Origin of the sequence: Solibacillus sp., assembly GCF_040273735.1 — a bacterium.
Classification (GTDB): domain Bacteria; phylum Bacillota; class Bacilli; order Bacillales_A; family Planococcaceae; genus Solibacillus.
Genome location: NZ_JBELZM010000014.1, coordinates 99804 through 123489, shown reverse-complemented (window position 1 = coordinate 123489; position 23686 = coordinate 99804). Strand labels below are relative to the sequence as shown.

Here is a 23686-nt window from a genome sequence, read left to right as displayed (position 1 = left end):
GTTTATAGTGGTTTTTTATGCAGTGTAAATCCTAGTGTATCCGCGTCACGTATAGTAATCGTATACGTACCGCTTACTTGATCGTGCTTTACATCAATATTGTCCAATCCTTTATCATAACGGAAGAGAATTTCACCTTCAGCTGATTTATAGACAACATGCAGATCATCGCGTTTCACTTCAAATGTAGGCGTGAAGTCGGGATTGCGGTCAGTGAATTCATTGATAAACAATTTGGCGCCTTGTTCAACAAAATCTTCCCGGTTCTCAGGTGGTGCGATCGCTTCGTATATATTATGGACCGATGCGTCGAGCTCAATATATTTGCCATGTTCAAATTCCTCGTCAATCGCTCGTTGAAGATGGGGTGTCTGCTCTTCGTTAATCGATTCCGCAATTTTTTCATATAATTCCTTCATGAGCATTTTTGTCTTCTTTTTGTCGGATGCGATCGGTGTGGCCTGCAAGAAAGTTTCCATGAAAAACTTTGCAGGTTCGCCATCGGATTGCTTATCCAGTACATATATATTTTCTTCGAGCGGATCATAATTCATTCGAATGAGTGCACATTTTTGTACACGACTAGTAGCGTCAGGCAAAATATTTTCAATCGTTTTCAAATGCAATGTTTCCAGATCGATCTGTACCGCGTCTTTTGGATCCAGCTTTAACAAAAGAATATACTCTTCTCCAATAAGTTCAATATGTGCGACAAATACCGAGCCATTACTGTTCGATACCGTTTGCATAATTTGATACAGTTTATTTGATAAATCATTGGCAAGTGATAAAAAGTGCGTGTCATCAGGATATTCCACATAACGGTTCATTTTTGTAAGAATATCATTGTCACGGTCTAAAAATTTACATGCAACAGATTTCGGGCTATTCATTGTTGCGTCTATGTAGGATTCGAAGAAATGATTATACACTTCTGATTGGAGTGCGGATAAATCCATTGTTTCACTTGCAGACACAAAACGGCTTTGCTGCATATCTAGCAGCGTGACGGCCATCCGTTTCATTTGGATTGATAATGTTGTTTCAACTTCATTCATCTTTTCATAACTCCTTTTAAATTCCGATTTTTCAAGTATAGCGGACATCATGGAAATTTGCACGGTCTCAAATTTATTTTACAAACACGAACATATGTGTTATGATTATTTGGTGCTATTTTAGATAGTGCTATAAATGAATTGGCATTTCTGCTAGTGTTTTTGAAGATACTTATTCACACTGGCGCAAGCTTCAGGGCTGCAAGGACATAGTAGCAGGTTGGGACTATGTTGCTTAAGTTAGAAGAGATTAGTAGAATTTTACCGCGGTTAAAACTGGAGTTGTGCACTCCGAATAAATATAAATTCCCCGGATGATCGGGTTGAGACTTTCATTTATTTATAAATCTATCTATTAAATACTAAAGGGGTCCCCAATATTTGGGGGCCCCTTGTCCAATTCTCAATAAAAAACCATCCAAATCGGTTTGGATGGCACATAAAAAGTATTAGTCCGTGAAGCATAAAGAAGTCATATACCCAAGCATTAGTAATAAACCAAGACCCATAACAATGTCCATTTTTTAAAACCTCCCTTAATATAACCTACAATATCTTCCTTTTTTATTGTACAATGATTACAATAAAGATGAAACTATTTGTTATAATATTCGTATATATAGGTAAGAGCGTTTTAAAATTATACATAATAAAAGTGGGTGATAGACTTGAAGAAATGGATTTACAAATCTCTCGTTGTTTCTGTCGCGTTATTATCGTTTGGTTTAATTACACCAAAGCATGAAATTTGGGCAAACTTTGATGAAGACCGCCTTGGCAAATCGGTATTGGATCGTCCAAGCGACAACCATATTTCAGCTGCCTATCAGTTGGATGATATTATTGTTGATGACAAACCGCTGCCAACAACAGATGACTTTGTTTCTGCTGCAAAAGAACAATCATACATAAAATTCGGGGCAAAAGTCGGACCGGTTATTGAACAACAATTCGAAACAAATATTTTCCCGAAAATCGAAGAAGCCATTGCAATGACAGTGGAACGAGTTGGCGATGAAAAACTGCGTAACTTAACGGTTTCCGAGAAACCGAGTGGAGATTACTCAGAAAAAATCTTCCACATTGTTGACAGCAAATCAAAAACAGACGTAATCCGTTTCCATGTGCGAACAGAGAACCGTCCTTTTGACGGCTACTACTACAATTTCCACTATCATACGTTTGAAGACAACTATTCAAAACATTATGACCTTGGCGAGATCTACTGGAGCAAAAACACACCGCCTAAGTGGTTATCATAATAAACAAGCAGCACCCGCCTACTGGTCGGGTGTTTTTTTAATGGCTTAGAAAAATTTTGATAAATATGCATTTCCATCTTTCTCCGTACCAAATTCACCAATTAATATAGTTGGACATTGGACTTGACGAGAGAGTGGAACTAATAAAATAAGCCCTTTATATTCCTTAAGATATTATGTATCTTAAGGAATATAAAGGGCTATAATTCTTTATTTGCAGATTGTACCTGTTTTTATACCGGTAGGTCCGTTAAATCCTGGTATTGTAGCTATGACCATATTGCTTGCTATTTTTATAACAGACACAGTATCGTCAGCTTGATTTGTGACATATGCAAATGACCCATCAGGCAAGATAGTTATTTGGTCAGGAGATGCTCCTACCGAGATTGTATTGATCACCATATTTGATGCTGTATTTATAACAGAAACTGTATTACTACCTTTATTTACAATATAAACACGTGTTCCATCAGGTGTAATTGCTGTTCCGACAGGTCCGGTTCCAACTGGGATTGTAGCAATCACTAAGTTTGTTAATGCATTAATGACAGATACTGTCCCACTATTTTCATTTGTAACGTAAGCAAATTGTCCGTTTGGAGTGAATACGATTGACCTTGGGCGAACTCCCACAGGAATGTTAGTAACTACAGTATTAGTTGCTGTATTAATGACAGATACCGTCCCCGAGTTTTCGTTCGCAACGTAAGCAAACGTACCATTTGGTGTAAAAGCTATACCTTGAGGTTGGAGTCCTACTGGAATAGTGGCAGTGACTATATTTGATGCGGCATTAATGACAGATATAGTATTAGAACCATGATTTGCTACGTAAACAATTGTTCCATTTGGAGAAACCGCGATACCAAGAGGATTAACTCCTACAGGAATTGTAGCAAGGGGAGTGTTTGTAGCAGTATTAAAAACTGTTACATTATTAGATAAGTAACCAGGAGCATAACCAAGTGTTCCGTTTGGAGAAATGGTTACTTCTAGTGGACCAGTTCCAACTGGAATGTTAGCGATTATAGAATTTGTCGCTGTATCAATTACTGATACTCTATTGTCGGGGTCGACTAACTGTCCAGCATCAGTAACATATACGAAAAATGTACATTCTGGTGGTATAGGCAAATATGGTCCGGCGCAACAACAATTACAACAACATGTACAACAACAATGACAATTTGGATTTGATTTCAATTTGAATCTTTTTAATTCATTTTTTTCTATGCTCACAATGCACACCCTTTCATTCAAATATTTCTACTATATGCAACCCGAATTGAGTTTTTTGTATGTTTTACCTAAAACAAAGCTTTGAAAATGAAATATAGAGTAGTTGTTAATAGGGCCGATAGTAAATTTCCTGGTATGTGCATGAATTGCCCAACCAAAGACCACTGTTAGCAGCTGAAAAAGGGCAATAGAAATTCGCAGTGAAATACTGGGAATAGCATCATGAATAAACACAAATAAAGCCTTCCACAACAATATGTGGAGGGCTTTATTTTATTTTATTTCTCTGTTAATGTAGACCTGTGAATTGAACAAGGGCCTGATCTTATTTATTAAAATCACTGTACATTGGAGCAAAAACACACCGCCTGATTGGTTATCATAATAATATGCAGCATCCGCCTAATTTTTTATTTTCCGATTTTCTTCTTTCCAGAATTAGCAGCAAAAATTCCACTAACTAATGCAATAGTGATTGCTACCCATGTCCAAAAACTCATAATTTCACCCCGTTAAGATTATCTATTATCTACTCTTACACTATACAACTTTTTGGTAATTATTCCATAAAAATACTGAATCTTTACGAGGAATTTTCTGCTAATCGATTTATTTTTATTTTATATAGAGCATTTTTTCTATTACCAAAAAAATGGAGTGTTTAAAAGAGTAGTTTTAGTTGGTGCTTTTTTTCCGACTGATACAAAAGGAAATTATACATATCAAAGCTTAAATAATCTAATATTGGCCAACCTTTAATTTAAGGAGTGGTAATCTTGGAAAACAGATTTTTTTTAGGTTTATTTAATGGCTTGATTTTAAGTATTATATTATGGACTTCTTTTTTCGGATGGATAAAAATAATAACCGCTTTATTATAAGTAGTAAAAAATATAAAAGAGAAAAGCTTTTACTTAATCCCAAGATTAAAGTTCTGAATAAGCTAAAAAGACCAGGTACTCATTACTGAGCCTGGTCTTTTGCTTTTGATTTATTTCTAAATTACTTCTCGTTATTGTCGTTGTTGTTTTTGTTTTTTTGTTTTGCGTATTCTGAGAAATCAGCTTCTTTCCCAGCTTCCATATTATAGTTCGGTCTGTTCGTTGCTCTGGTATGAGTAACGGTTGCATTGTCCTCTTCATCAAGGTTTTTCATTAACAGCGGAATGCATGCAAGACCGGCAAGTCCAACAAGTGCATATATAATTCGTGATAATCCGGCAGTTTGTCCGCCAAATAAAGATGCGACTAAATCAAATTTGAAAAAGCCGATAAGTCCCCAGTTAATTGCTCCAATGATTACAAGTACAAGGGCAGTTCTATATAATGCTCCCATTTTAAAACATCTCCTTTATTTTAGATAAAGAAATTCATCAGGTATGTAAAAAACACATACTAAAGAAAATCAAGTATCTATTTCTGCTCGTATTTTTCCCGGTTACCGTTTGTTTATACTTCTTTTTTAAAAAAGAAAATGTATCAAAATACGAATAAAATTGACCATTTGAAAATAAAAATAATTAAAAATAGGAATTAATATCTGCAGTAACAAGGAAGGAAATATATAGTTCTGATTTCGTAATAATTTAAGCAAAAGTTACTTATTTAACGTTGGTAATAGAGTATCTGGAGATTTATCATAATATTACTATGCGGCAGAAAAAAGAACCTTTATTTTTTTGAGTAATTTACAAAAAATTTAAAAATTAAAGGTGAATTTTTATGTAACTCGAGGTATAATATTTGTATACTATAGTAAAAAGGAGGACTGCCGATGATAACCGGTCAGTTAGGGCGAGCATTCCAATTAGCGGAAAAACATAAGCTCGACGTAAATACAATTTTGGAATTAACAAAAATTATTGCGAAAGAAGTAAATGGTACTCAAAAAATTGAGGACAAAATTTTACTGCAAATGATTCAAATTCTGGAGAACAACAAAACAATTCTTAGGGAGGCAACATAAAAATTGACGCAAACGATTGAGCTATACGATGACTTAGACACATTTGACTAAAGGCGCTACTCAGCAGACGAAATACGAGTAGCGCCTTTTATTGTGCCCTTTTTTATACATAATGTTTTATTTGAACCATTAGTAAATTTTCTCTTAGTAGGCTTTTCGAGCGATTTTGCAGATTGACGTGTTTTTCTTAACATAAGTCTATATAATAAACGGAGAACATTCTTTAGGAGTGAAAAACAATGGCACATGCAGATCATACATATTTAAATTTATTGCAATATATTTTGGACAACGGTACCGATAAATCTGACCGTACAGGAACAGGGACACGCAGTGTTTTCGGCTATCAGATGCGCTTTAATTTACAGGAAGGATTTCCGCTTCTAACGACTAAGCGCGTACCATTCAAACTCGTTGCAAGTGAACTACTATGGTTTATTAAAGGTGATACGAATATTCGTTATTTACTTCAGAACAACAACCATATATGGGATGAATGGGCATTTAAAAAGTGGGTAGAATCAGAAGAGTACAGCGGACCTGATATGAGTGACTTTGGCCGACGCTCTCTTATTGATGAAGCGTTTAATGAACAGTATCAAGCAGAGCTTTCTTTATTTTGCGAACGCGTATTGCATAATGATGATTTTGCTTTAAAATACGGAGATTTGGGTAATGTTTACGGGAAACAGTGGCGTAATTGGACAACTTCAGAGGGTGAATCGATTGACCAATTACAAGATGCAATCGATTTAATTAAACATAATCCTGATTCGCGTCGTATTATAGTGAATGCGTGGAACCCGGAAGATGTGATCGATGCGGGAGGAAAGGGTAGTAAAGCGGCTTTACCGCCATGTCATGCAATGTTCCAGTTTTACGTAGCTGACGGTAAATTGAGCTGTATGCTTACACAGCGCAGTGCAGATACATTTTTAGGTGTGCCTTTCAATATTGCGAGCTATGCGTTGCTGACGCATTTAATGGCCCATGAATGTGGACTCGAAGTAGGGGAGTTTGTGCATAGCATGGCCGATACCCATATTTATTCAAACCATTTTGAACAAGTAAAAGAACAGCTTACACGTGAGCCGAAGCAATTGCCGATCTTAAAGTTAAACCAAGAAAAGCAATCGATCTTTGATTTTGAAATGGAAGATATTTCGGTGGAAGGCTATTTTCCACATCCAACAATTAAAGCTCCGATTGCGGTATAAAGGGGGATCTCAATGATTTCATTAATCGTTGCGCATGATGAAAACCTGGTCATTGGCTATCAAAACGATTTGCCGTGGTATTTACCGGGTGATTTGAAATACTTTAAAGAAATGACAATGGGCAAACCGATGATTATGGGCCGTAAAACATATGATTCAATTGGACGACCGTTGCCGGGACGCCGAAATATTGTTATTACAAGAAATGAAGACTTTACAGCAGATGGAATTGAAGTGGTAGGAAGCCTTGAAAAAGCTTTGGCTCTTGTTGAAGGTGAAGAAGAAGTGATGATCATCGGTGGTGCTCAGATATTTGAGCAGTCGATGACGATTGCCGATCGATTATATATTACGTTCATCAACCACAGTTTTAAAGGGGACACTTATTTCCCATCATATGATGACTGGAAAAAAGTCTCATGCCTTGATCCTATCAAGTCTGATGACGGATATACATTCCAGTACTGTATTTATGAAAAATAGCTGTTAATAACAAAGGGACGTGCTGAAACAAGACTTCAGCATGTCCTTTTCTTTTACAATAAATATATATATACACAAGCTACCATACATCCACAGCCTGCAATAACGAATAAATGCCAAATAGCATGATTGTACGGAAGACGTGTCCATGCATAAAAAATTGCGCCAAACGTAAATAGCAGACCGCCAATTAGCATTAACATAAAACCATCAAACGTCAAATATTCATATAATGGTCTAATGGCAAAAATGATAAGCCAGCCCATGAAAATATAAAGCATCAAGGATAATTTTTCAAATCGATGGATGAACAAACATTTGAACACAACGCCTAATATTGCAATAAACCAAATAATGCACAGCATTACAATGCCTGTCACACCTCCGATTGCTACAAGTAAAAACGGGGTATAAGTACCAGCAATCAATATATAAATTGAAGAATGGTCCAGTATGGAAAAGAACCGTTTATATTTTTCCGGGACACTATGTAATAATGTCGACATTAAAAACAGTAAAATTAAGGATGAGCCAAAAATAGCGTAGGAAGTAATATGTACTGCTGTGCCGTTAACTGCGGAATGAATAATTAATAATATGCAAGCTGGGATGCTGATTGCAAGTCCTACACCATGTGTTATTGCATTCCAAAGTTCTTCTTTCCAGTTCTTATAGTCATATGCATCTAAATTGTGCATGTGTCATCACGCTCCTTAATATTAGTATAATTCTTAAACAAAATATTCGTGATAGATGGATGTCATGATGTTATACTGCTATATGTCATATGAAAATAGTGATAAACTGGGTCATTCTTCAATGACAAATGTCATATTGGTAAACAAATATGATTTCTTTATAATAGTAAGGAAGATAGAAAAAGGATGTGTTTTCTTTGAGTCAAATTCATATCGTAACAGATTCAACTTGCGATTTAACAGACGCGGAAATTCAGGAACATGGAATTCATGTAGTACCACTAACAGTTCAAATTGATGATAAAACGTATACAGATCGTGTAAATTTGCAACCGGATACATTTATTAGATTATTAAAAACAGCAAAAGAACTTCCGAAAAGTTCTCAACCGTCACCTGGTGTATTTAAAGAATTATATGACGAGCTTGGAAAAGACGGTTCGGAAATTATATCAATTCATATGACAGGAAGTATGAGCGGTACATACCAGTCAGCAAATCAAGCTTCCCAAATGACTGATTCTGACGTAACCGTAATTGATTCGCGTTATATTGCTTTTGGGTTGGCATTCCAGCTTCGTGAAGCAATCCGTTTACGTAATGCAGGTGCTACTGCGGAGGAAATTGTTGCTGGTGTGAATCGTGTACGTGAAAACACACGTCTTTTTGTTGCATTGGATACGTTGGAAAATATGGTAAAAGGCGGCCGAATCGGAAAAGGTAAGGCAGTAGTTAGTTCTTTATTGAATATTAAGCCAATTGGTCACTTAGATATTGGGGAAGTGACGATTTGTGCAAAACCGCGCAGTTATAAGCAAGTGGTGAAATATTTAATGAGTGAATTTGAAAAGGATACTCATGGTAAAAAAGTGGCAGGTGTTGCCATCTCTCATGCGAATGCAATGGATACATTAGTGAATCCGTTGATCGAACAGGTAAAAGCAACAGGATATACAGGACAAGTTGAAGTTGCTTATACTTCACCGGTTATTAGTACACATACAGGTGAAGGAGCAATCGGTTTTATTTATTATACAGAATAGTTAAAAGGTAATTCTAAAGGGTATTAACTTTAGAATTACTTTTTTTATAAAGTAAAAAATATTTTCTGATATATCACTATTTTTATAGGCAAATCATTCCTAAAGGTGGGGAAAATATTTTATAATGAAATAACAAAATAAAAAGGGGGAAGTTGCATGTGGCGGTTAGTACTCACATCATTAGCTGTCATTTTCTTGTCCGCATGCTCCGTTACAATTGACCCACAAATAGAAGAAGCACAACAATCCGACAATTCATCGAAAGATAACAATGAGTTGTCTATATCAGAAAAAGAAGCCGAAAACGGAGAAACAATTAATACGAGCTTTTTTGATATTATAAATGATGTATTTCAACTAGACTGGTCTGATCGTAAGGAAGAAGATGCACAATCAGTTTTCTATTTAGCATTAGGTGATTCGCTTACGCGTGGTGTTGGAGACGAAACCCAGGATTATGGCTATACGATTCGTCTGCAGCAGGAGCTGGAAAAATGGGCGATGGTAGAGGAAGTGGAACTCGATAATCGAGGTAAAAATGGTAGACGCAGTGACCAGCTGTTAAGTTTACTAGAACGCGGCCACTATGAAGAAGAGCTGCAAAAAGCTAATCTGATTACGATTACGCTCGGCGGCAATGATGTAATGAAAATAGTTAAAAAGAATTTGTTTTCAATGAAAAAGTCTATGTTTGATAAGGAATTGCCAAAATTTGCTGAACGCTACGAGCAAGTCATTGCAGAAATTCGTAAAGTAAATCCTGATGCGCCAATTATTTTAGTTGGATTTTATAATCCCTTTTCAATCGTAGTCGATGAGATTACACCTTTCGATCCGATTATTTCGGAATGGAATGATGAAATCGAAAAGCTTGCTGCCACAGATGAAAATGCGTGTTTCGTATCTGTAGAGGATTTATTTGTCTCAAATGAGGATATGGTATATCATGTAGACTTCTTTCATCCGAATAGCACAGGATATGATCGTATGACAAAACGCATCATTGAAACAATGCAACAATGTGATATTGAGCAGATGTCAGACGGTTTATTAGGATTTGAGGAGTGAGAAGATGAACAAATGGAAAGTCGCATTTTTATTATTGGCTGGAGCAGTTCTCATTACATTTGCCACATTGCTCTATTTAATAACTGCTGACGTTGAACAAGGAACAGAACAGCCACCACTCCCTATCGAGGGCAATATATTGACTGTGGAAACGACAGCTAAAGAATTTGAAGCAATCGCAAAACAATATTTATCAGAAGCTATGAACCAGTCACCAGTTCCGGTAGAGCTGACAGTGGATGATAAAATTTATTTATACAGTACATTAACTGTTTTTAATATCGAGTTGCCGATTCAGATGGACTTCATTCCTGTTGTAAATAACGGTAATATTACACTTAATCAAGAAGCTGTCCACGTCGGCAAGGTAAATATTCCTCCGAAAACCGTTCTGAAAATGATTGACGATGCGGTTGCTTTTCCGAATTGGATTACGGTGAAACCAAATGACGAAGAAATTTATGTGGATCTGTCGCGCATAAATATCGCAAGTGGTTCCAGAGTGCGGGCGAAGGAAATTGATTTACCGAATGATAAAATAGAGTTGGAAGTAGTTATTCCAAACCAGACGAAGTAAATAGGAGGTAATTTAAATGGCATTTGAAAAAGCAACATTTGCAGGGGGCTGCTTTTGGTGTATGGTAAAGCCGTTTGATCAACAGCCCGGTATTATAGAAGTCGTTTCCGGTTATACGGGCGGGCATGTCGAGAACCCGACATACGAACAAGTATGCAGTGAAACAACGGGCCATCTTGAGGCAGTTCAAATTACGTTTGATCCTGAAATTTATCCATACGAAAAACTGGTTGAACTTTATTGGACACTGATCGATCCGACAGATGCGGGCGGTCAATTCTATGATCGTGGCGAATCATATTCAACGGCGATTTTTTGCCATGATGATGTCCAAAAGCAGATTGCCGAATTATCCAAGTCCAAACTTGAGGCAAGCGGAAAATTCAAATCACCGATTGCCGTTAAAATTCTTGAAGCGAAGCCATTTTACGCTGCAGAAGATTATCATCAGCACTACTATAAGAAGAACCCGGCACACTACGAACGCTATTCGGTTGGTTCAGGGCGTGCAGGATTTATTGAAAAATACTGGGGGGCGAAATAAATGAATAAAGAGCAACGTTTAAAAGAGTTAACAGAAATGCAGTATCATGTTACGCAAAACCAAGGAACGGAACCTCCATTCCGCAACGAATACAATGACGTTTTCGAAGATGGTATCTATGTGGATATCATTTCAGGAAAGCCTCTTTTCAGTTCAGAAGACAAATATGATGCAGGCTGTGGCTGGCCATCATTTTCAAAGCCGATTGAGAAAGTAGAGGTAACCGAGCATTTTGATACGTCGCACGGTATGCGTCGTGTGGAAGTCCGCAGTAAAACAGCCGATTCCCATTTAGGTCACGTATTTCCGGATGGTCCGCAAGAATTAGGCGGATTGCGATATTGCATCAATTCTGCAGCATTACGCTTTATTCCGGTAGAGGACCTCGAAAAAGAAGGCTACGGTGAATATAAATCATTGTTTGAATAGAAAAACTCGCTTATGGAATGTCCCATGAGCGAGTTTTTTATATTAGATTTTAAATTCGTTAACAACACTTCGCAGGTGATCTGCTTGGGAAGCCAGTTCCACCGCGGATGCATTGATTTCTTCCATGGAAGCAGATCCTTGAGATGCGGCAGCTGCACTGCGTTCCGTATTGACAGCAGTATTGTCTGCAATGGCAGCGACATGTACGAACGAAGTTGTTACACCGTGACTATTATTTAGAGTCTGTTCAATTTGAGCAACCATCTGTGTTAAAATATCAGATGTTTTTTCTGTTTGCAGTAAAATATTTTGTAGAGAATTGGTCGTCTCATTCGTCACTTCCACACCAAGGATTACTTTTTCTACACCTGTGTGATTTTGCTCGATAATGGACTTGACCTCTGTTTGAATAGATCCAACTATTGACGAAACTTCTTTTGCTGCCTTTTGGGATTGTTCTGCAAGTTTACGAACTTCAGCCGCTACAACGGCAAAACCTCGTCCATGTTCTCCTGCCCGAGCAGCCTCGATTGCCGCATTTAAAGCAAGTAAGTTTGTTTGTTCGGCAATCGCTGTAATTGTACCAATAATTGAAGTAATATTTTTTGATTTTTCCCCTAATTTTTCTACCGTATCAGAAGTTGTTGCCATTGTTTCCTCGATTTCAAGCATGACAATTGATGAATGATTTACCGATCTGCTTCCTTGATGCGCAGCTACTTTCATTTCAGATGCAGCTTGCTGAACTTCACGTGCTCTTTCGTCCAATACGTGCATCGATTGTTCCAATTTCTGCATTTCATTACCGGCATTCCCGATACTGTTTAGAATTTCACTGCTGTCGCTCGCTATGTTCATCGTAGAATCAGCAATAAAATCAATTGTTCGAGCGTTATCATCTGCAAGGGCCATTAATTCCTGCGAACTTCCGGAAACATTATCGGCAAGGTTTGAAACGCGTTTAACCAATGCAGAAATCGAGTCGATTAAAATATTCGTGGAATCTCCTATAATTGAAAATTCGTCCTTTGTTTTAACATTTACGCGGCGTGTTAAATCACCGCCAGCCTTGGCGATATCCAGAATCGATTCATTGATTTTTTTCGTATTTCTCCGGATTGATTTCGATAAAATATAACCTAAGGAAATTGTTAAAATAACAGCAACTCCTGTTAAGGCAGAAATCATTATTTTAGAGGCGAATGCAAACTGTTCCAAGTCTGAAATGGTTTTTTCATTGCGCTTTTCAAGTATTTGAATCAGTTTGCCTGTGTTTTCATCAATATATGCTTTAAAGTTTTGGCTTCCGCTATTTGCAAAAAGTTTAGCGGCATTTTCATAGCCATATTTTTGACGGACTTCAATTGTCGATTTAGAATAGGATAAATAATTAGCGTAGAACTGCTGGATTAACCCGACGATTTTAAGCTCTTCATCCTGATTTTTAAATGAAGTTTCAACAGATGTTAAATTTGTATGTATCCGTTCCTTTGTCTCTTCATATAATTGAAGAAATTTTTCGTCTCCTGTAATTAAGTAAGTTTGTTCATGACTTGAAAGCTTCGCAATATCGGAAGCTAAACTATTAATATGCATTTGCTGTTTTAAATTTTCTTCTGCAAATTCCCGCAAGTTATTTTCCAAGTTTGTTATATTAATATACGACAAAATTTGCATAGAGATAATAATTGCCATTAGAATAGTGAAAGTAATTAAAATTTTCCCTCGTATTAGGTGAAAGAAGTGAAATAGGGCTTTCGGTTTAATAGGGTTTTTTCTTAGTTTCTCTTTGTCAGGTATAGTTTTCTTGCTCTTTCGCAAATAATTCACCACTTTCTGAAAAATCAATATTTAACTATTTTACTACATGAATGGGAAATTTACACTATTTATTGTGAAAAAATGTATAAAGGAGGGGAAATTTTGAAAAAATCATTTTATCATTTTGCACTAACATTTAGAGGGGGAGAGTGGTCGGACGAAAAGGTGCGTTTTGCCGAAAGCATGTTTCTTGATCATGCCTTTCCAAAAATGTCCGACAGCTTTGAAGAATTAACTAATTATATTGAGTTTCAATCCGATGAATATTTGACAATAGGTGCCTTTGATCAATTATGGGACTTATATGAAAATAAATTTTCAGTATAAGCGATGTTTTGCATGCAATACGCCAAATGGGGTATAGTGAAATAGGACGAACCTTCGTAAAATAATTCATTATTTTGTCCAATTTTTGTTTTTTATGCAAATTTTTTTGTGAAGCAAGACGTCTAACGATTGAATGTTTATACGAAAACGTTTACAATTTAAAAGAATTATGATGAAAAGAGGTTTTTTGATGAGCGTTCATATTAATGCCAAAAAAGGCGACATTGCAGAAATTGTACTATTACCAGGAGATCCACTACGTGCAAAATATATTGCAGAAACATTTTTAGAAGATGTTGTACAGTATAACGAAGTACGTAATATTCTTGGCTACACAGGTACGTATAAAGGGAAACGCATTTCTGTACAAGGGACAGGCATGGGTGTACCATCAATTTCGATTTATGCGACTGAATTAATGCAAGAATACGGTGTACAAAAACTAATCCGTGTAGGTACTTGTGGTGCAATTCAAAAAGACGTGAAAGTACGTGACGTTATTATTGCTCAAACATCATCTACAGACTCAAACATGAACCGAGTTGTTTTCGGCGGTACAATCGACTATGCACCAACTGCAGACTTCGATCTATTACTAAAAGCTTACAATGCTGCAAAAGAAGCGAACTTAAACGTACGTGTAGGAAATATCTTTACGGCGGATATGTTCTATTCTGACGAAGCACAAAACGAAAAATTAGCGCAATATGGCGTATTAGCTGTTGAAATGGAAACATCAGCACTATATACATTAGCAGCGAAATTCGGTCGTCAAGCTTTAACTGTATTAACAGTATCTGACCATATCCTGACTGGTGAAGTAACAACTTCAGAAGAACGTCAAACTACGTTCAATGACATGATGGTTATTGCGTTGGAAGCAGCAATTCAAGACTAATAACAAAATCAAAAGCACTTAATAGGCCTAATTTCGCTTATTAAGTGCTTTTTTGTATATAGAATTTTAATCCTTTTTGGGTGTAAATGAGAAAACAGGAGCCCAATCGGCATCTCATGGATAGTTAAACACGTTCGTAACCGTGATGAATAAACTTTTAGAAAATGAGTAGCATTGATTTTACACGTCATACAATTATGATGCGTTTTTTTATGTTTCAAATAAAAACAAAATGAAAACTTACAAAAATTTTCTTAGCGGCTATTTGGCATATCGAATTTGTGTTGTGGGCAAACTGAGATACCGACAATTTTAAAGCACATAAGATGACGGTCAAAAAATTAAAAAGGAGTGAGGGGATGAGTCAGGAAGTAGCGAAGAAATTTATTGATCGAATCTCAAGCACAGTGGATCCGTTAGCGAATATTGTCACGGTTAGTTTGTTTTGTGAAAATGCCATTAACCATTTGATTCAGGAAAAGCTGCCGAAAGTACGAAGCTTCAAGGATCAGACAACCTATATCCCTATGGCGAGCTCCAATTACAGCACTAAAGTATATTCTGTTTATGCATTAGGCTTAATCGAGCAGAATTTGTTCGAAAACTTGTGGTTACTCAATTATTGGCGCAACAAAGCAGCACATAATATTAGTGTGGATATTAAAGCTTTGCCGATGAACTTTCATATTTTTGATAATAATCTCAGAATCGAAAAAGACATGAATGAAAACGAAATTGTCATCGGAATAGCACTTTGCACGTACAAAGAATTGCATGTGTTCTTAAATGAACAATACGGTATTAAGTTAAATTGGTGAACAATAAAAAGTGTCTATGCCTGTAGACACTTTTTATTTTATCCGTCATTCCTAAAAAAATGCGCTCTAACCATACAATATTACCAATCCATAATGAATTTCATTTAATTTTAATCCAATATAAAAGATTTTATTACACCAAATTAGGGTATGGATAAGGGAAGTTTACCTAGGAAGGGTTGAAATCATTTGAAAAAACGATACTTATTTGCGATGTCAACATTATCGATTGCACTTGTTGCAGGCTGCGGAGATACAGCAGAACCGGTTGAAGGTACAGATAGCGAAGCCAATTTAACATTACAGCAAGTTTATGAAAATGCTATGCAGCGCCAGCAAAATTTGAAAAGTGTTCATGCAGAAACAAAAATGGATCAAGTGACGAGTTTCGTGATGGACGGTCAGACGATGGAAATGACGAGCAACTCAAATTTAGCAATGGATATTCAGCAAAATCCGATGGCGATGTATTCAAAAGGAACAGTTAAGATGGATATGGGCGATGATAAAATGGAAATGCCGATAGAAATGTATATGACAGAAGAAGATGGATTTTACTTGTTTAATGGCGATTCGAATGAATGGCTAAAAATGCCGGATGAACAATATGAACAACTTCTGGCGCAAACAGGTGCTCAGGCAGATGCGTCAGAACAACTCGAACAGCTGGAGCAATTTATCGAAGATTTCAGCTTCGAGCAGGATGATGAAAATTATTTATTGACGCTGAACATTGAAGGGGACCAGTTCAAGCAGTTCATACTTTCACAGATGGGTGCTAGCTTAGGTGAATCAATGGAGATGAATGGAGAAATTCTTGAGAATATGTCCTTTGAAGATTCACAATATAATATTGTTGTTGCGAAAGATACATTTGATATAAAAGAAATGGATATGGACCTGAAAATCATCACAGATGTCGAAGGTCAGGAAACAACGATTGAAAATGATGCGAACATTGTCTATTCTAAATTTGATGAAGTAAAAGAGATCAATGTACCGAATGATGTTATAAATGAAGCTAAAACCCAATAACAATTCAAGCAGCGAGGCCGCTTTACGGCGGATTTCGCTGCTTTTTCCTATTTAATATGAAATGAAATAAAAAAATTGACGTCTATCCTTTTCTAGTCGCTTGTAAACTGATATTATTGGTATAGTGTGACATCAGACAGTGTAAATATGAGAGTGGTGAATTAGAAATGGATGAACAAAAAAGAGATGAGGATCAAAACGGTTTAAACGAAGAGCAAATTACAAAGCCGGCAGGGAAATATTTACGAATGAAACCATTTGCATTCATAATGGTCATTTTCCTGACAATTTTATGTACAGCCGGTTTAACAATTTTTGCATTAACATTCGGCGAAAAGAAAGTTGTGGATGTAAAGGAACCGGCTGAACGGGCGGAATTCAAAAAACTTTACGATGCGTATGATGCGCTTCAGCAAAAATATTATGAAGACATAGATGAAGAAGAAGTGGTATATGGTGCTATCAACGGAATGTTTGATGCATTGGGTGACCCTTATTCTGATTATATGAATAAAGATGAGGCAAGTTCATTTAATGAAAGCCTGTCTTCAAGTTTTCAAGGAATTGGTGCGGAAATCCAAGAACGAAATGGATATATAATGATTGTTTCCCCAATTAAAAATACACCTGCCGAAAAAGCCGGTTTACAACCGAAAGATATGGTACTGGCGGTTGACGGGAAAAGCGTCAAAGGTATGAGTTCTACAGAAGCTGTATTGCTGATTCGCGGTGAAAAAGGTTCTGAAGTCACTCTGACTATTCAACGTGGAGATGCAGAAAGCTTTGATATGACAATCGTGCGTGATGATATCCCTGTAGAAACTGTGTATGGTGATATTGATGAAGATGGAATCGCACACTTCCAAATTACTTCTTTCAGTGAAAAAACAGCAGTAGAACTGGAAAAACTGCTAATTGAATATGAAAAACAAGGGATGAAAGGGATTGTTTTAGATGTACGCCAAAATCCAGGCGGCTATTTAAAGGCAGCAATCGATATTTCAAATTTGTTTGTTGAAGAAGGGAAGACAATTGTTCAAATTCAAGAACGAGATGAAACGCCTCAAATTGTAACCGCGGACAATCGTTCTAAATATAAGCTTCCGGTAACAGTATTAATTGATGAAGGAAGTGCTTCTGCTTCTGAAATTTTGGCAGGTGCACTAAAAGAATCTGCAGGTGCCCAAGTCGTTGGATTAAATTCCTTTGGTAAAGGGACAATGCAGGAAATCATTTATATGGAAGACGGAGCAAACTTGAAGTTCACAACAGGCAAATGGTTAACTCCAGACGGTAACTGGGTGAATGAAAAAGGAATTGCACCAGATGTGAAAGTTGACTATCCGGATTATGCTTCATTACCATATATCGATCCGAGCCAGCAATATGAACAGGATGCCAATCATGCGTCAATCAAAACAGCTGAACGTATTCTGGAAGTTTTGGGATATGAGCCGGGTAAAGTCGATACTCAATTCGATGAAGAGACTGAAGCTGCAATAAAAGCGTATCAACAGGATAATGAATTAGAAGTGACAGGTATTTTAACAGGTGATACAACATATGCCTTAATGGATGCAATTAGCGAAAAGCTGAAAAATGAAGATCCTCAAATTTTAAAGGCGAAAGAATTACTGGATATTAAACCTGAATAAATGACAAACGAATAAAAAAATGCGGGCTGGTAAAAAGTGATGAAACACTTTATTGCCAGCCCATTATTATAGGAAGTGGAAATATGAAAGATGTATATTTATTTAGCGGATTTTTAGGGAGCGGCAAAACGTCCATGTTAACCGATGTCATTCGTCAATTGAAAGAGGCCAATTTGAAGCCTGCTGTTATTATGAACGAATTGGGCAAACTGCCATTTGATTCACAGGCCGTGGAACAGGATGTACCGTTGAAGGAAATGTTGGAAGGATGTATTTGCTGTAGTGGAGCAGAAAAAACGGAAGCGCAAATCCAATCGCTTTTACACGATCAGGAATTTGATGTACTTATAATAGAAACAACCGGGGCTGCACACCCTGTAGAAGCACTGGATGCAGTCTATTCGCCTTTATTTGCGGATAAGTTAAATATTAAAGGAATTGTGACGGTGGCGGACAGTCGGTTATGGTTAGACCGAGCAAGCCTTACTCCGCAAGTACGCTCCCTTTTTATGGAGCAAATTCGTCATGCCCATCTGTTATTGGCCAACAAAACGGACTTGCTTACTGAATCGGATCAAGCGCAAGTTGTTTATGAACTGCAAGGTTTTAATGCAAATGCCTTCATTCTTCAGACGACAAATGGCCGGGTTCCATTAAAGTTATTGCAAAATATGCAGTCAACTGCTCGTGTATCAAAAGACGATATCGTGACAGCCCGTATTGGTGATAGCTTTAATTTAGGCTCGCGACTCGTACGATTTGATACAAGCTTTACACAGGAACAGTTTGAAAACTGGGTGCGTTCATTACCGGATACAGTTTACCGTATGAAAGGATATGTTCCGATTGAGGGAATCAAAAACCCTATGCTGTTCCAATATGCCTATGGAATGGTCCAATGGTTGCCGGAATATATAAAGATGGAACCGAACTTAGTCATCATAGGTGAGAAGATTAACAAACTGGAAATTATCTCTCTATCATAATTCGTCAATAGCTTTTCAAATGAAATGTTTGATGAAATTGGATAAATTTATCGCAAATTACGAATAAAATATAAGACTTTAAGGCTAATATTTTGGTAGATGGACAGTTTACCAATTTATAGGCCTTTTTTTCTTCGATTTTTCATTTACGATGAAATCACGAAAGGAGGCGTACAAAATGAAAAAATTAGTTCTACCATTTTGTGCAGTAATACTTTTTGCAACTCAAGCACCCGTTGCTAATGCAAGTTCAAATGCAATTGAAGGGGCCAAATCAACAACAACTACAAATCATATTCAATTAGCGAATGACTATAATATAAAACTTAACAATTTCTATAAACTTGAAAAAACGACACCTCAAAAATGGACAGTTATTAAACAGGAGGTTTCAACGAATAAAGTTAAAAAACCGGCTTCAACAGAAGTAAACAACGAAGCTTCTAAAGAGGCTGGCAAAGAAGTTGATAAGGAAGTAGAAAAAGAGCCTACAAATGTAGTAAACAATGAAACTCCAAAAGCTCCTACAACGGCTGAAACACCGTCAAAAACACCTGCTAAACAATCTAAAACTGAACAGGCACCAGCTCAAGAACAAAAAGAAACGACAGCTACAGATCAAATTTTAGCGATTGAAGAAAAAGTTGTTGCATTAACAAATGCAGAACGTGCTAAAAACGGTTTAAGTGCATTACAAATCGACCGCCCATTAATGGCAGCGGCACGTGAAAAATCTCAAGATATGAAAGATAAAAATTACTTCTCTCATACATCACCAACATTCGGCAGCCCGTTTGACAGATTGAAAGCATTAGGTATTGCTTATAAATCAGCAGGTGAAAACATTGCCAAAGGGCAAAAATCTCCTGAAGAAGTTGTACAAGCATGGATGAATTCAGAGGGTCACCGAGCGAATATTTTAAATAAAGACTTCACTCATATTGGTGTAGGCTATGTTCAGGACGGTAATATCTGGACGCAACAATTTATTAAAAAGTAATTTGCTGATGCTATCCTTTTCGCAATGAAAAGGGTAGTTTTTTTGTTTATTAGTTATTGATCGAATTCTTCAAACAATAAAAATACTTTTATTGAATATTTATTATTTCTTTCTACCTTTATATTTTTATATGCGAAAACAACCATTTTTAGAGAAATGCTTTATAAAGTGCCAAAATGTGCTACAATATACGGTATACTTTTAAAAGCCTCATTAAAAAAAGGTGTAAAATTCGATGGAATAGAAGTGATAAAAAGTAAAATCATTTTTTTGAAATAATAATACTAAAACAATTATTGAATAATAATTAAGGAACTGTAAAAAATAGTAAAAATAATCATTGAAAATAAAATGAAACATAAAATAAATAAGATATTTATCGAAGCATGTTGAAATGTCATGTTGCATAAAATAGTGGCAATGACATTTGCTTTGTTAGGAGAAATTTATGAACGAGAAAACAATTATTTTAACAGGCGGGGGTACAGCCGGTCACGTATCATTAAATGAAGCGATCATTCCTTCATTGCAGGAAGCGGGGTATAATGTCCATTATATAGGCTCTCACGATGGGATCGAAAAGGAACTTATAACAAATGCGTTTCCTTCATTGCCATATCACAGTATATCGAGCGGGAAGCTGCGTCGTTATTTTTCAGTACAGAATTTTACAGATCCGTTTAAAGTGATGGCAGGGGTTACACAAGCCTTTTCAATTATTAAAAAAATAAAGCCGACTGTCATCTTTTCTAAAGGCGGATTTGTATCGGTGCCTGTCGTTATTGCGGCAAAGTTGGCAAATATTCCGGTTGTTGTCCATGAGTCGGATGTGACGCCTGGATTAGCGAATAAAATTTCATTGCCGTTCGCATCCCATATCTTTACAGTTTTTAAAGAAACGATGAAACATTTACCGAACGACAAATCGACTTGCACTGGCTCGATCATTCGTCAGCAACTATTTGAGGGAAATCGTGATCGCGGCATGGGATTATGTGGCTTCACAACCGAAAAAAAAGTTCTGCTTGTCATGGGCGGGAGCTTAGGATCGGTCATTATTAATGATGCGCTTCGTGAAAATTTGCCGACCCTACTTGAAAAGTATCAGATTATCCATTTATGCGGTAAAGGGAACGCCGACAAAAGTCTTGAAAATCTGCAGGGCTACAGTCAATTTGAATATGTGACGACAGAATTGCCAGATTTACTGTATGCAACGGATTTTGTTGTATCACGTGCCGGTTCGAACTCGATTTTCGAATTTTTGGCATTGCATAAGCCGATGCTGCTCATTCCTCTTTCTGCTGCAAAAAGCCGTGGCGATCAGATTTTAAATGCCAACTTATTTAAAAAACAAGGCTTTGCACAAGTTTTGGACGAGGAAAAAATGACAAAAGCATCATTCATGCAGGCTCTTCAAAAGCTTGAAGAGAAAGCGGAAGAAATGATCGATCACATGCTCGAAGTCGAACATCCGAAAACTCCGAAAGAAATGGTTGCCTTAATTACTCAATATGAAAAATAATCAATAAAAAAGGGGTTACCTAAAGTTCATACTTTTAGGTAGCCCCTTTGTTTTAGGAATATTTGTGACGCCTTTTTCATATAAGCGTAATGAAAGTAATTACAACACTAGTGATAATTTCCTTTTTACATTGCCTGTTCTTCTGTTTCCTCGTGCGTATTTGCAGTTGTCAAATAGAACAGGTCTTTAGGAATTTTGAAAAGACGGAATTTATTTTCGCCTTGATTAATTTCTGTGAAAAGGGATGGATTTGATTGCTCGGCATCTACTACATAAGGTAATTTTAATGCTGCTGCTTGTGAGCGTGCATTTTCTTCCCGGATGCGTAAGAAAACTGTGTGGAAATCAAAGTCGAAAAATAGTTCATTTAAAAACGCTAATTTCGCTTTCTGATTATAACCGATGCCTTGATATGGTTTGCCGATCCATGTTCCTAAAAAGCCGGCGCCATCTTGGATATCAAAAATACTGATTGTTCCGATTGGGGCACCCCAATCATCTACAATTGTACGTGAAATCGTTAAGCCGTTTTGTTCTTCTTCTATTAATTGTTTAGTCATAAATAAATACTCTTCAGCTGAAGTCGCTTTCTGACGTACGAATGGAAACACAGACGGATGACGTAATAATTCGTATAATTCTGCTGTTTCATGAAGTTCTCTCTGTTTTAACATGTGAAACGCCTCCTTTTAAGAAGAAAATGGTAGAGCCTGTTGTTAAAGAAATGGTGCAAATAATCTTCTAATGCTAAAAGGTTCTTTATCATAAGGCAGTAGTCATTTCGAGCTTGATCTTACCTAAAAGAATTTGACGTTAAACTATTATGCATAATTCGTATGTCTCGCTCTATCCTAGACAATTAATAACAATATCGAAATAAGAAATATATCTACAGTTTATTATAATATATTCTCTTGCCGCAACTTTCAAGCTCGAAAAAAACATTTTTTTCTGCTAAAAGTCGATATATTCAGAATAATGCGTAAATAAAAACTATTAATGACAAGATGAATTTTTTAAAAGTATAATATAATAAAATAAGAGAGAACGCGGAGGCGTAAAATATGAATATCCAACTAACGAAAGTTCATGGTTCTGGCAATACATTTTATTTATACGAAGCATTATATGATGAACAATTTAATTTTGTGAATATCACAAAACAATTATGTCAACCATCCAATGATGGAGGTGCAGATGGTTTGTTGATGGTGCTGCCATCTTCCGTAGCAGATGCAAAAATGCGCGTTATTAATGCAGACGGCTCGGAAGCTTCGATGTGCGGGAATGGATTGCGCTGCGTCGCGCGTTATGTCTGCGAAAAATTGAATGTTAATGAAGCGGTTATTGAAACAATGCATGCCTGTTTGAAAGTGAAACGAGAGGAATCCATATTTGAACAGCTTCCTACATATTCAGTAGAAATTTCGCCCATTTCATTTGAATTATCATCATTACCAATGAAGGTAGATAACAGACAACAATTACGCCATGAAATTATACCTGCTTTTTCAGAGGAAATTCCTTTTACTGCGATTTCTGTACCGAACCCTCATCTAATCGGAATCGTTGATAAAAAATATATAGAAGATACGACACACCAACAACAGCTCGCAGCCTATTTAAACAGTGAAAATGAATATTGCCCAGATGGGGTGAATGTTAGCTATGTCCAGCCATTATCGCCTGAAGAAATATTTGTCCGTACTTATGAGCGGGGCGTAGGCTTTACAAATGCTTGCGGTACAGCAATGACTGCCTCTGCACTAATTGCCTCGATTGAAGGATTCGTTACGAATAGTAAAGTAACCGTCTATAACCCAGGTGGCTTTGTTCAATGTGAAGTTTCAAATAATGATGGAATCTGGGAATTAGCGCTCATCGGAAATGCTACGGTATTAGGGGAATATGAATTCGAAATTAAAGACGAAAAAATACAGTTGGTTCATTTTCAGCCTGCAGAAGAGCAAATCCAATATGAGAAATGCAAACTTTTTGTGAAAGATAAAATAGAAAGCTTTCTGTAAAGATCAGT

General features: G+C 36.7%; 24 protein-coding genes. 18 read left to right on the top strand and 6 right to left on the bottom strand.

The genetic code is table 11. The features are described 5' to 3' along the window. Positions 1–2: 2 nt before the first annotated feature. Positions 3–1058, bottom strand: coding sequence for a nucleoid-associated protein (locus ABS917_RS14235; RefSeq protein ID WP_350479607.1), 1056 nt, complete (start codon positions 1056–1058; stop codon positions 3–5). Between the two features lie 668 nt (positions 1059–1726). On the opposite strand from ABS917_RS14235, the gene ABS917_RS14230 reads away from it, so the two are divergent. Beyond that, positions 1727–2320 (top strand): YpjP family protein, encoded by a 594-nt coding sequence (locus ABS917_RS14230; protein ID WP_350479606.1) that lies wholly within the window; start codon positions 1727–1729, stop codon positions 2318–2320. A 210-nt stretch (positions 2321–2530) separates the two neighbouring features. Here ABS917_RS14230 and ABS917_RS14225 read toward each other — a convergent pair whose 3' ends face one another. Together ABS917_RS14225 and ABS917_RS14220 are read right to left on the bottom strand one after the other, a co-directional pair. Beyond that, complete coding sequence (locus ABS917_RS14225) at positions 2531–3562, bottom strand: beta-propeller fold lactonase family protein (protein WP_350479605.1); 1032 nt, start codon at positions 3560–3562, stop codon at positions 2531–2533. 1002 nt (positions 3563–4564) lie between these two features. After that, complete coding sequence (locus tag ABS917_RS14220) at positions 4565–4897, bottom strand: DUF378 domain-containing protein (RefSeq protein ID WP_350479604.1); 333 nt, start codon at positions 4895–4897, stop codon at positions 4565–4567. A gap of 438 nt (positions 4898–5335) precedes the next feature. On the opposite strand from ABS917_RS14220, the gene ABS917_RS14215 reads away from it, so the two are divergent. From ABS917_RS14215 to ABS917_RS14205, 3 genes are all read left to right on the top strand, one after another. Further along, complete coding sequence (locus ABS917_RS14215; protein ID WP_079526843.1) at positions 5336–5527, top strand: ABC transporter permease; 192 nt, start codon at positions 5336–5338, stop codon at positions 5525–5527. Positions 5528–5766: 239 nt separating this feature from the next. Continuing rightward, positions 5767–6744, top strand: a complete 978-nt coding sequence (locus tag ABS917_RS14210) for a thymidylate synthase (protein ID WP_350479603.1) — start codon at positions 5767–5769, stop codon at positions 6742–6744. A 12-nt stretch (positions 6745–6756) separates the two neighbouring features. Beyond that, a complete protein-coding gene (locus tag ABS917_RS14205; RefSeq protein WP_350479602.1) occupies positions 6757–7227 on the top strand; it encodes a dihydrofolate reductase in 471 nt (156 codons plus the stop codon). A 53-nt stretch (positions 7228–7280) separates the two neighbouring features. Here the strand turns inward: ABS917_RS14205 and trhA are convergent, their stop codons facing one another. After that, entirely contained in the window at positions 7281–7925 is a 645-nt protein-coding gene (trhA, locus tag ABS917_RS14200) for a PAQR family membrane homeostasis protein TrhA (protein ID WP_350479601.1), read from the bottom strand. Between the two features lie 197 nt (positions 7926–8122). On the opposite strand from trhA, the gene ABS917_RS14195 reads away from it, so the two are divergent. The 5 genes from ABS917_RS14195 to msrB all read left to right on the top strand — a co-directional run bounded on the left by ABS917_RS14195 (position 8123) and on the right by msrB (position 11586). Continuing rightward, on the top strand, positions 8123–8968 hold the full coding sequence (locus tag ABS917_RS14195) for a DegV family protein (protein ID WP_350479600.1): 846 nt from the start codon (positions 8123–8125) through the stop codon (positions 8966–8968). Positions 8969–9124: 156 nt separating this feature from the next. Continuing rightward, positions 9125–10036 (top strand): GDSL-type esterase/lipase family protein, encoded by a 912-nt coding sequence (locus ABS917_RS14190; protein WP_350479599.1) that lies wholly within the window; start codon positions 9125–9127, stop codon positions 10034–10036. Between the two features lie 4 nt (positions 10037–10040). Continuing rightward, positions 10041–10613 (top strand): YpmS family protein, encoded by a 573-nt coding sequence (locus ABS917_RS14185; RefSeq protein ID WP_350479598.1) that lies wholly within the window; start codon positions 10041–10043, stop codon positions 10611–10613. A 16-nt stretch (positions 10614–10629) separates the two neighbouring features. Next, the gene (msrA, locus tag ABS917_RS14180; protein ID WP_350479597.1) at positions 10630–11157 is read left to right on the top strand and encodes a peptide-methionine (S)-S-oxide reductase MsrA; all 528 of its coding nucleotides are present in this window, start codon (positions 10630–10632) and stop codon (positions 11155–11157) included. Next, positions 11158–11586, top strand: a complete 429-nt coding sequence (msrB, locus tag ABS917_RS14175; RefSeq protein ID WP_350479596.1) for a peptide-methionine (R)-S-oxide reductase MsrB — start codon at positions 11158–11160, stop codon at positions 11584–11586. Between the two features lie 42 nt (positions 11587–11628). On the opposite strand, the gene ABS917_RS14170 is transcribed toward msrB, so the two are convergent. Then, positions 11629–13416 (bottom strand): methyl-accepting chemotaxis protein, encoded by a 1788-nt coding sequence (locus ABS917_RS14170; RefSeq protein ID WP_350479620.1) that lies wholly within the window; start codon positions 13414–13416, stop codon positions 11629–11631. A gap of 93 nt (positions 13417–13509) precedes the next feature. On the opposite strand from ABS917_RS14170, the gene ABS917_RS14165 reads away from it, so the two are divergent. The 8 genes from ABS917_RS14165 (at position 13510) to ABS917_RS14130 (ending at position 21651) form a co-directional block, all read left to right on the top strand. Next, positions 13510–13734, top strand: coding sequence for a YozE family protein (locus ABS917_RS14165; protein WP_350479595.1), 225 nt, complete (start codon positions 13510–13512; stop codon positions 13732–13734). Positions 13735–13924: 190 nt separating this feature from the next. After that, positions 13925–14632 (top strand): purine-nucleoside phosphorylase, encoded by a 708-nt coding sequence (gene deoD / locus ABS917_RS14160; RefSeq protein WP_350479593.1) that lies wholly within the window; start codon positions 13925–13927, stop codon positions 14630–14632. A 359-nt stretch (positions 14633–14991) separates the two neighbouring features. After that, entirely contained in the window at positions 14992–15450 is a 459-nt protein-coding gene (locus ABS917_RS14155) for an RND transporter (RefSeq protein ID WP_350479592.1), read from the top strand. A 189-nt stretch (positions 15451–15639) separates the two neighbouring features. Further along, positions 15640–16485, top strand: coding sequence for a DUF6612 family protein (locus ABS917_RS14150; protein WP_350479591.1), 846 nt, complete (start codon positions 15640–15642; stop codon positions 16483–16485). A 167-nt stretch (positions 16486–16652) separates the two neighbouring features. Next, positions 16653–18140 (top strand): lmo1851 family serine protease, encoded by a 1488-nt coding sequence (locus ABS917_RS14145; protein WP_350479590.1) that lies wholly within the window; start codon positions 16653–16655, stop codon positions 18138–18140. 83 nt (positions 18141–18223) lie between these two features. Then, positions 18224–19126: a CobW family GTP-binding protein gene (locus tag ABS917_RS14140; RefSeq protein WP_350479589.1), complete on the top strand. Its 903-nt coding sequence runs from the start codon at positions 18224–18226 to the stop codon at positions 19124–19126. Between the two features lie 178 nt (positions 19127–19304). Then, on the top strand, positions 19305–20126 hold the full coding sequence (locus ABS917_RS14135) for a CAP domain-containing protein (protein ID WP_350479588.1): 822 nt from the start codon (positions 19305–19307) through the stop codon (positions 20124–20126). A 448-nt stretch (positions 20127–20574) separates the two neighbouring features. Next, positions 20575–21651, top strand: a complete 1077-nt coding sequence (locus ABS917_RS14130; RefSeq protein ID WP_350479587.1) for an undecaprenyldiphospho-muramoylpentapeptide beta-N-acetylglucosaminyltransferase — start codon at positions 20575–20577, stop codon at positions 21649–21651. A gap of 125 nt (positions 21652–21776) precedes the next feature. On the opposite strand, the gene ABS917_RS14125 is transcribed toward ABS917_RS14130, so the two are convergent. Beyond that, positions 21777–22325 (bottom strand): GNAT family N-acetyltransferase, encoded by a 549-nt coding sequence (locus ABS917_RS14125; protein ID WP_350479586.1) that lies wholly within the window; start codon positions 22323–22325, stop codon positions 21777–21779. Between the two features lie 390 nt (positions 22326–22715). On the opposite strand from ABS917_RS14125, the gene dapF reads away from it, so the two are divergent. Then, entirely contained in the window at positions 22716–23678 is a 963-nt protein-coding gene (gene dapF / locus ABS917_RS14120; RefSeq protein ID WP_350479585.1) for a diaminopimelate epimerase, read from the top strand. The last annotated feature ends 8 nt before the right edge of the window (positions 23679–23686 follow it).

What these genes read in the sequence shown, in the direction of transcription:
- ABS917_RS14235 (WP_350479607.1), bottom strand. Translation starts at nt 1,058, where the DNA reads ATGAATGAAGTTGAAACAACATTATCAATCCAAATGAAACGGATGGCC.
- ABS917_RS14220 (WP_350479604.1), bottom strand. Translation starts at nt 4,897, where the DNA reads ATGGGAGCATTATATAGAACTGCCCTTGTACTTGTAATCATTGGAGCA.
- ABS917_RS14215 (WP_079526843.1), top strand. Translation starts at nt 5,336, where the DNA reads ATGATAACCGGTCAGTTAGGGCGAGCATTCCAATTAGCGGAAAAACAT.
- ABS917_RS14210 (WP_350479603.1), top strand. Translation starts at nt 5,767, where the DNA reads ATGGCACATGCAGATCATACATATTTAAATTTATTGCAATATATTTTG.
- ABS917_RS14205 (WP_350479602.1), top strand. Translation starts at nt 6,757, where the DNA reads ATGATTTCATTAATCGTTGCGCATGATGAAAACCTGGTCATTGGCTAT.
- trhA (WP_350479601.1), bottom strand. Translation starts at nt 7,925, where the DNA reads ATGCACAATTTAGATGCATATGACTATAAGAACTGGAAAGAAGAACTT.
- ABS917_RS14190 (WP_350479599.1), top strand. Translation starts at nt 9,125, where the DNA reads ATGTGGCGGTTAGTACTCACATCATTAGCTGTCATTTTCTTGTCCGCA.
- ABS917_RS14185 (WP_350479598.1), top strand. Translation starts at nt 10,041, where the DNA reads ATGAACAAATGGAAAGTCGCATTTTTATTATTGGCTGGAGCAGTTCTC.
- msrA (WP_350479597.1), top strand. Translation starts at nt 10,630, where the DNA reads ATGGCATTTGAAAAAGCAACATTTGCAGGGGGCTGCTTTTGGTGTATG.
- msrB (WP_350479596.1), top strand. Translation starts at nt 11,158, where the DNA reads ATGAATAAAGAGCAACGTTTAAAAGAGTTAACAGAAATGCAGTATCAT.
- deoD (WP_350479593.1), top strand. Translation starts at nt 13,925, where the DNA reads ATGAGCGTTCATATTAATGCCAAAAAAGGCGACATTGCAGAAATTGTA.
- ABS917_RS14155 (WP_350479592.1), top strand. Translation starts at nt 14,992, where the DNA reads ATGAGTCAGGAAGTAGCGAAGAAATTTATTGATCGAATCTCAAGCACA.
- ABS917_RS14145 (WP_350479590.1), top strand. Translation starts at nt 16,653, where the DNA reads ATGGATGAACAAAAAAGAGATGAGGATCAAAACGGTTTAAACGAAGAG.
- ABS917_RS14140 (WP_350479589.1), top strand. Translation starts at nt 18,224, where the DNA reads ATGAAAGATGTATATTTATTTAGCGGATTTTTAGGGAGCGGCAAAACG.
- ABS917_RS14135 (WP_350479588.1), top strand. Translation starts at nt 19,305, where the DNA reads ATGAAAAAATTAGTTCTACCATTTTGTGCAGTAATACTTTTTGCAACT.
- ABS917_RS14130 (WP_350479587.1), top strand. Translation starts at nt 20,575, where the DNA reads ATGAACGAGAAAACAATTATTTTAACAGGCGGGGGTACAGCCGGTCAC.
- ABS917_RS14125 (WP_350479586.1), bottom strand. Translation starts at nt 22,325, where the DNA reads ATGTTAAAACAGAGAGAACTTCATGAAACAGCAGAATTATACGAATTA.
- dapF (WP_350479585.1), top strand. Translation starts at nt 22,716, where the DNA reads ATGAATATCCAACTAACGAAAGTTCATGGTTCTGGCAATACATTTTAT.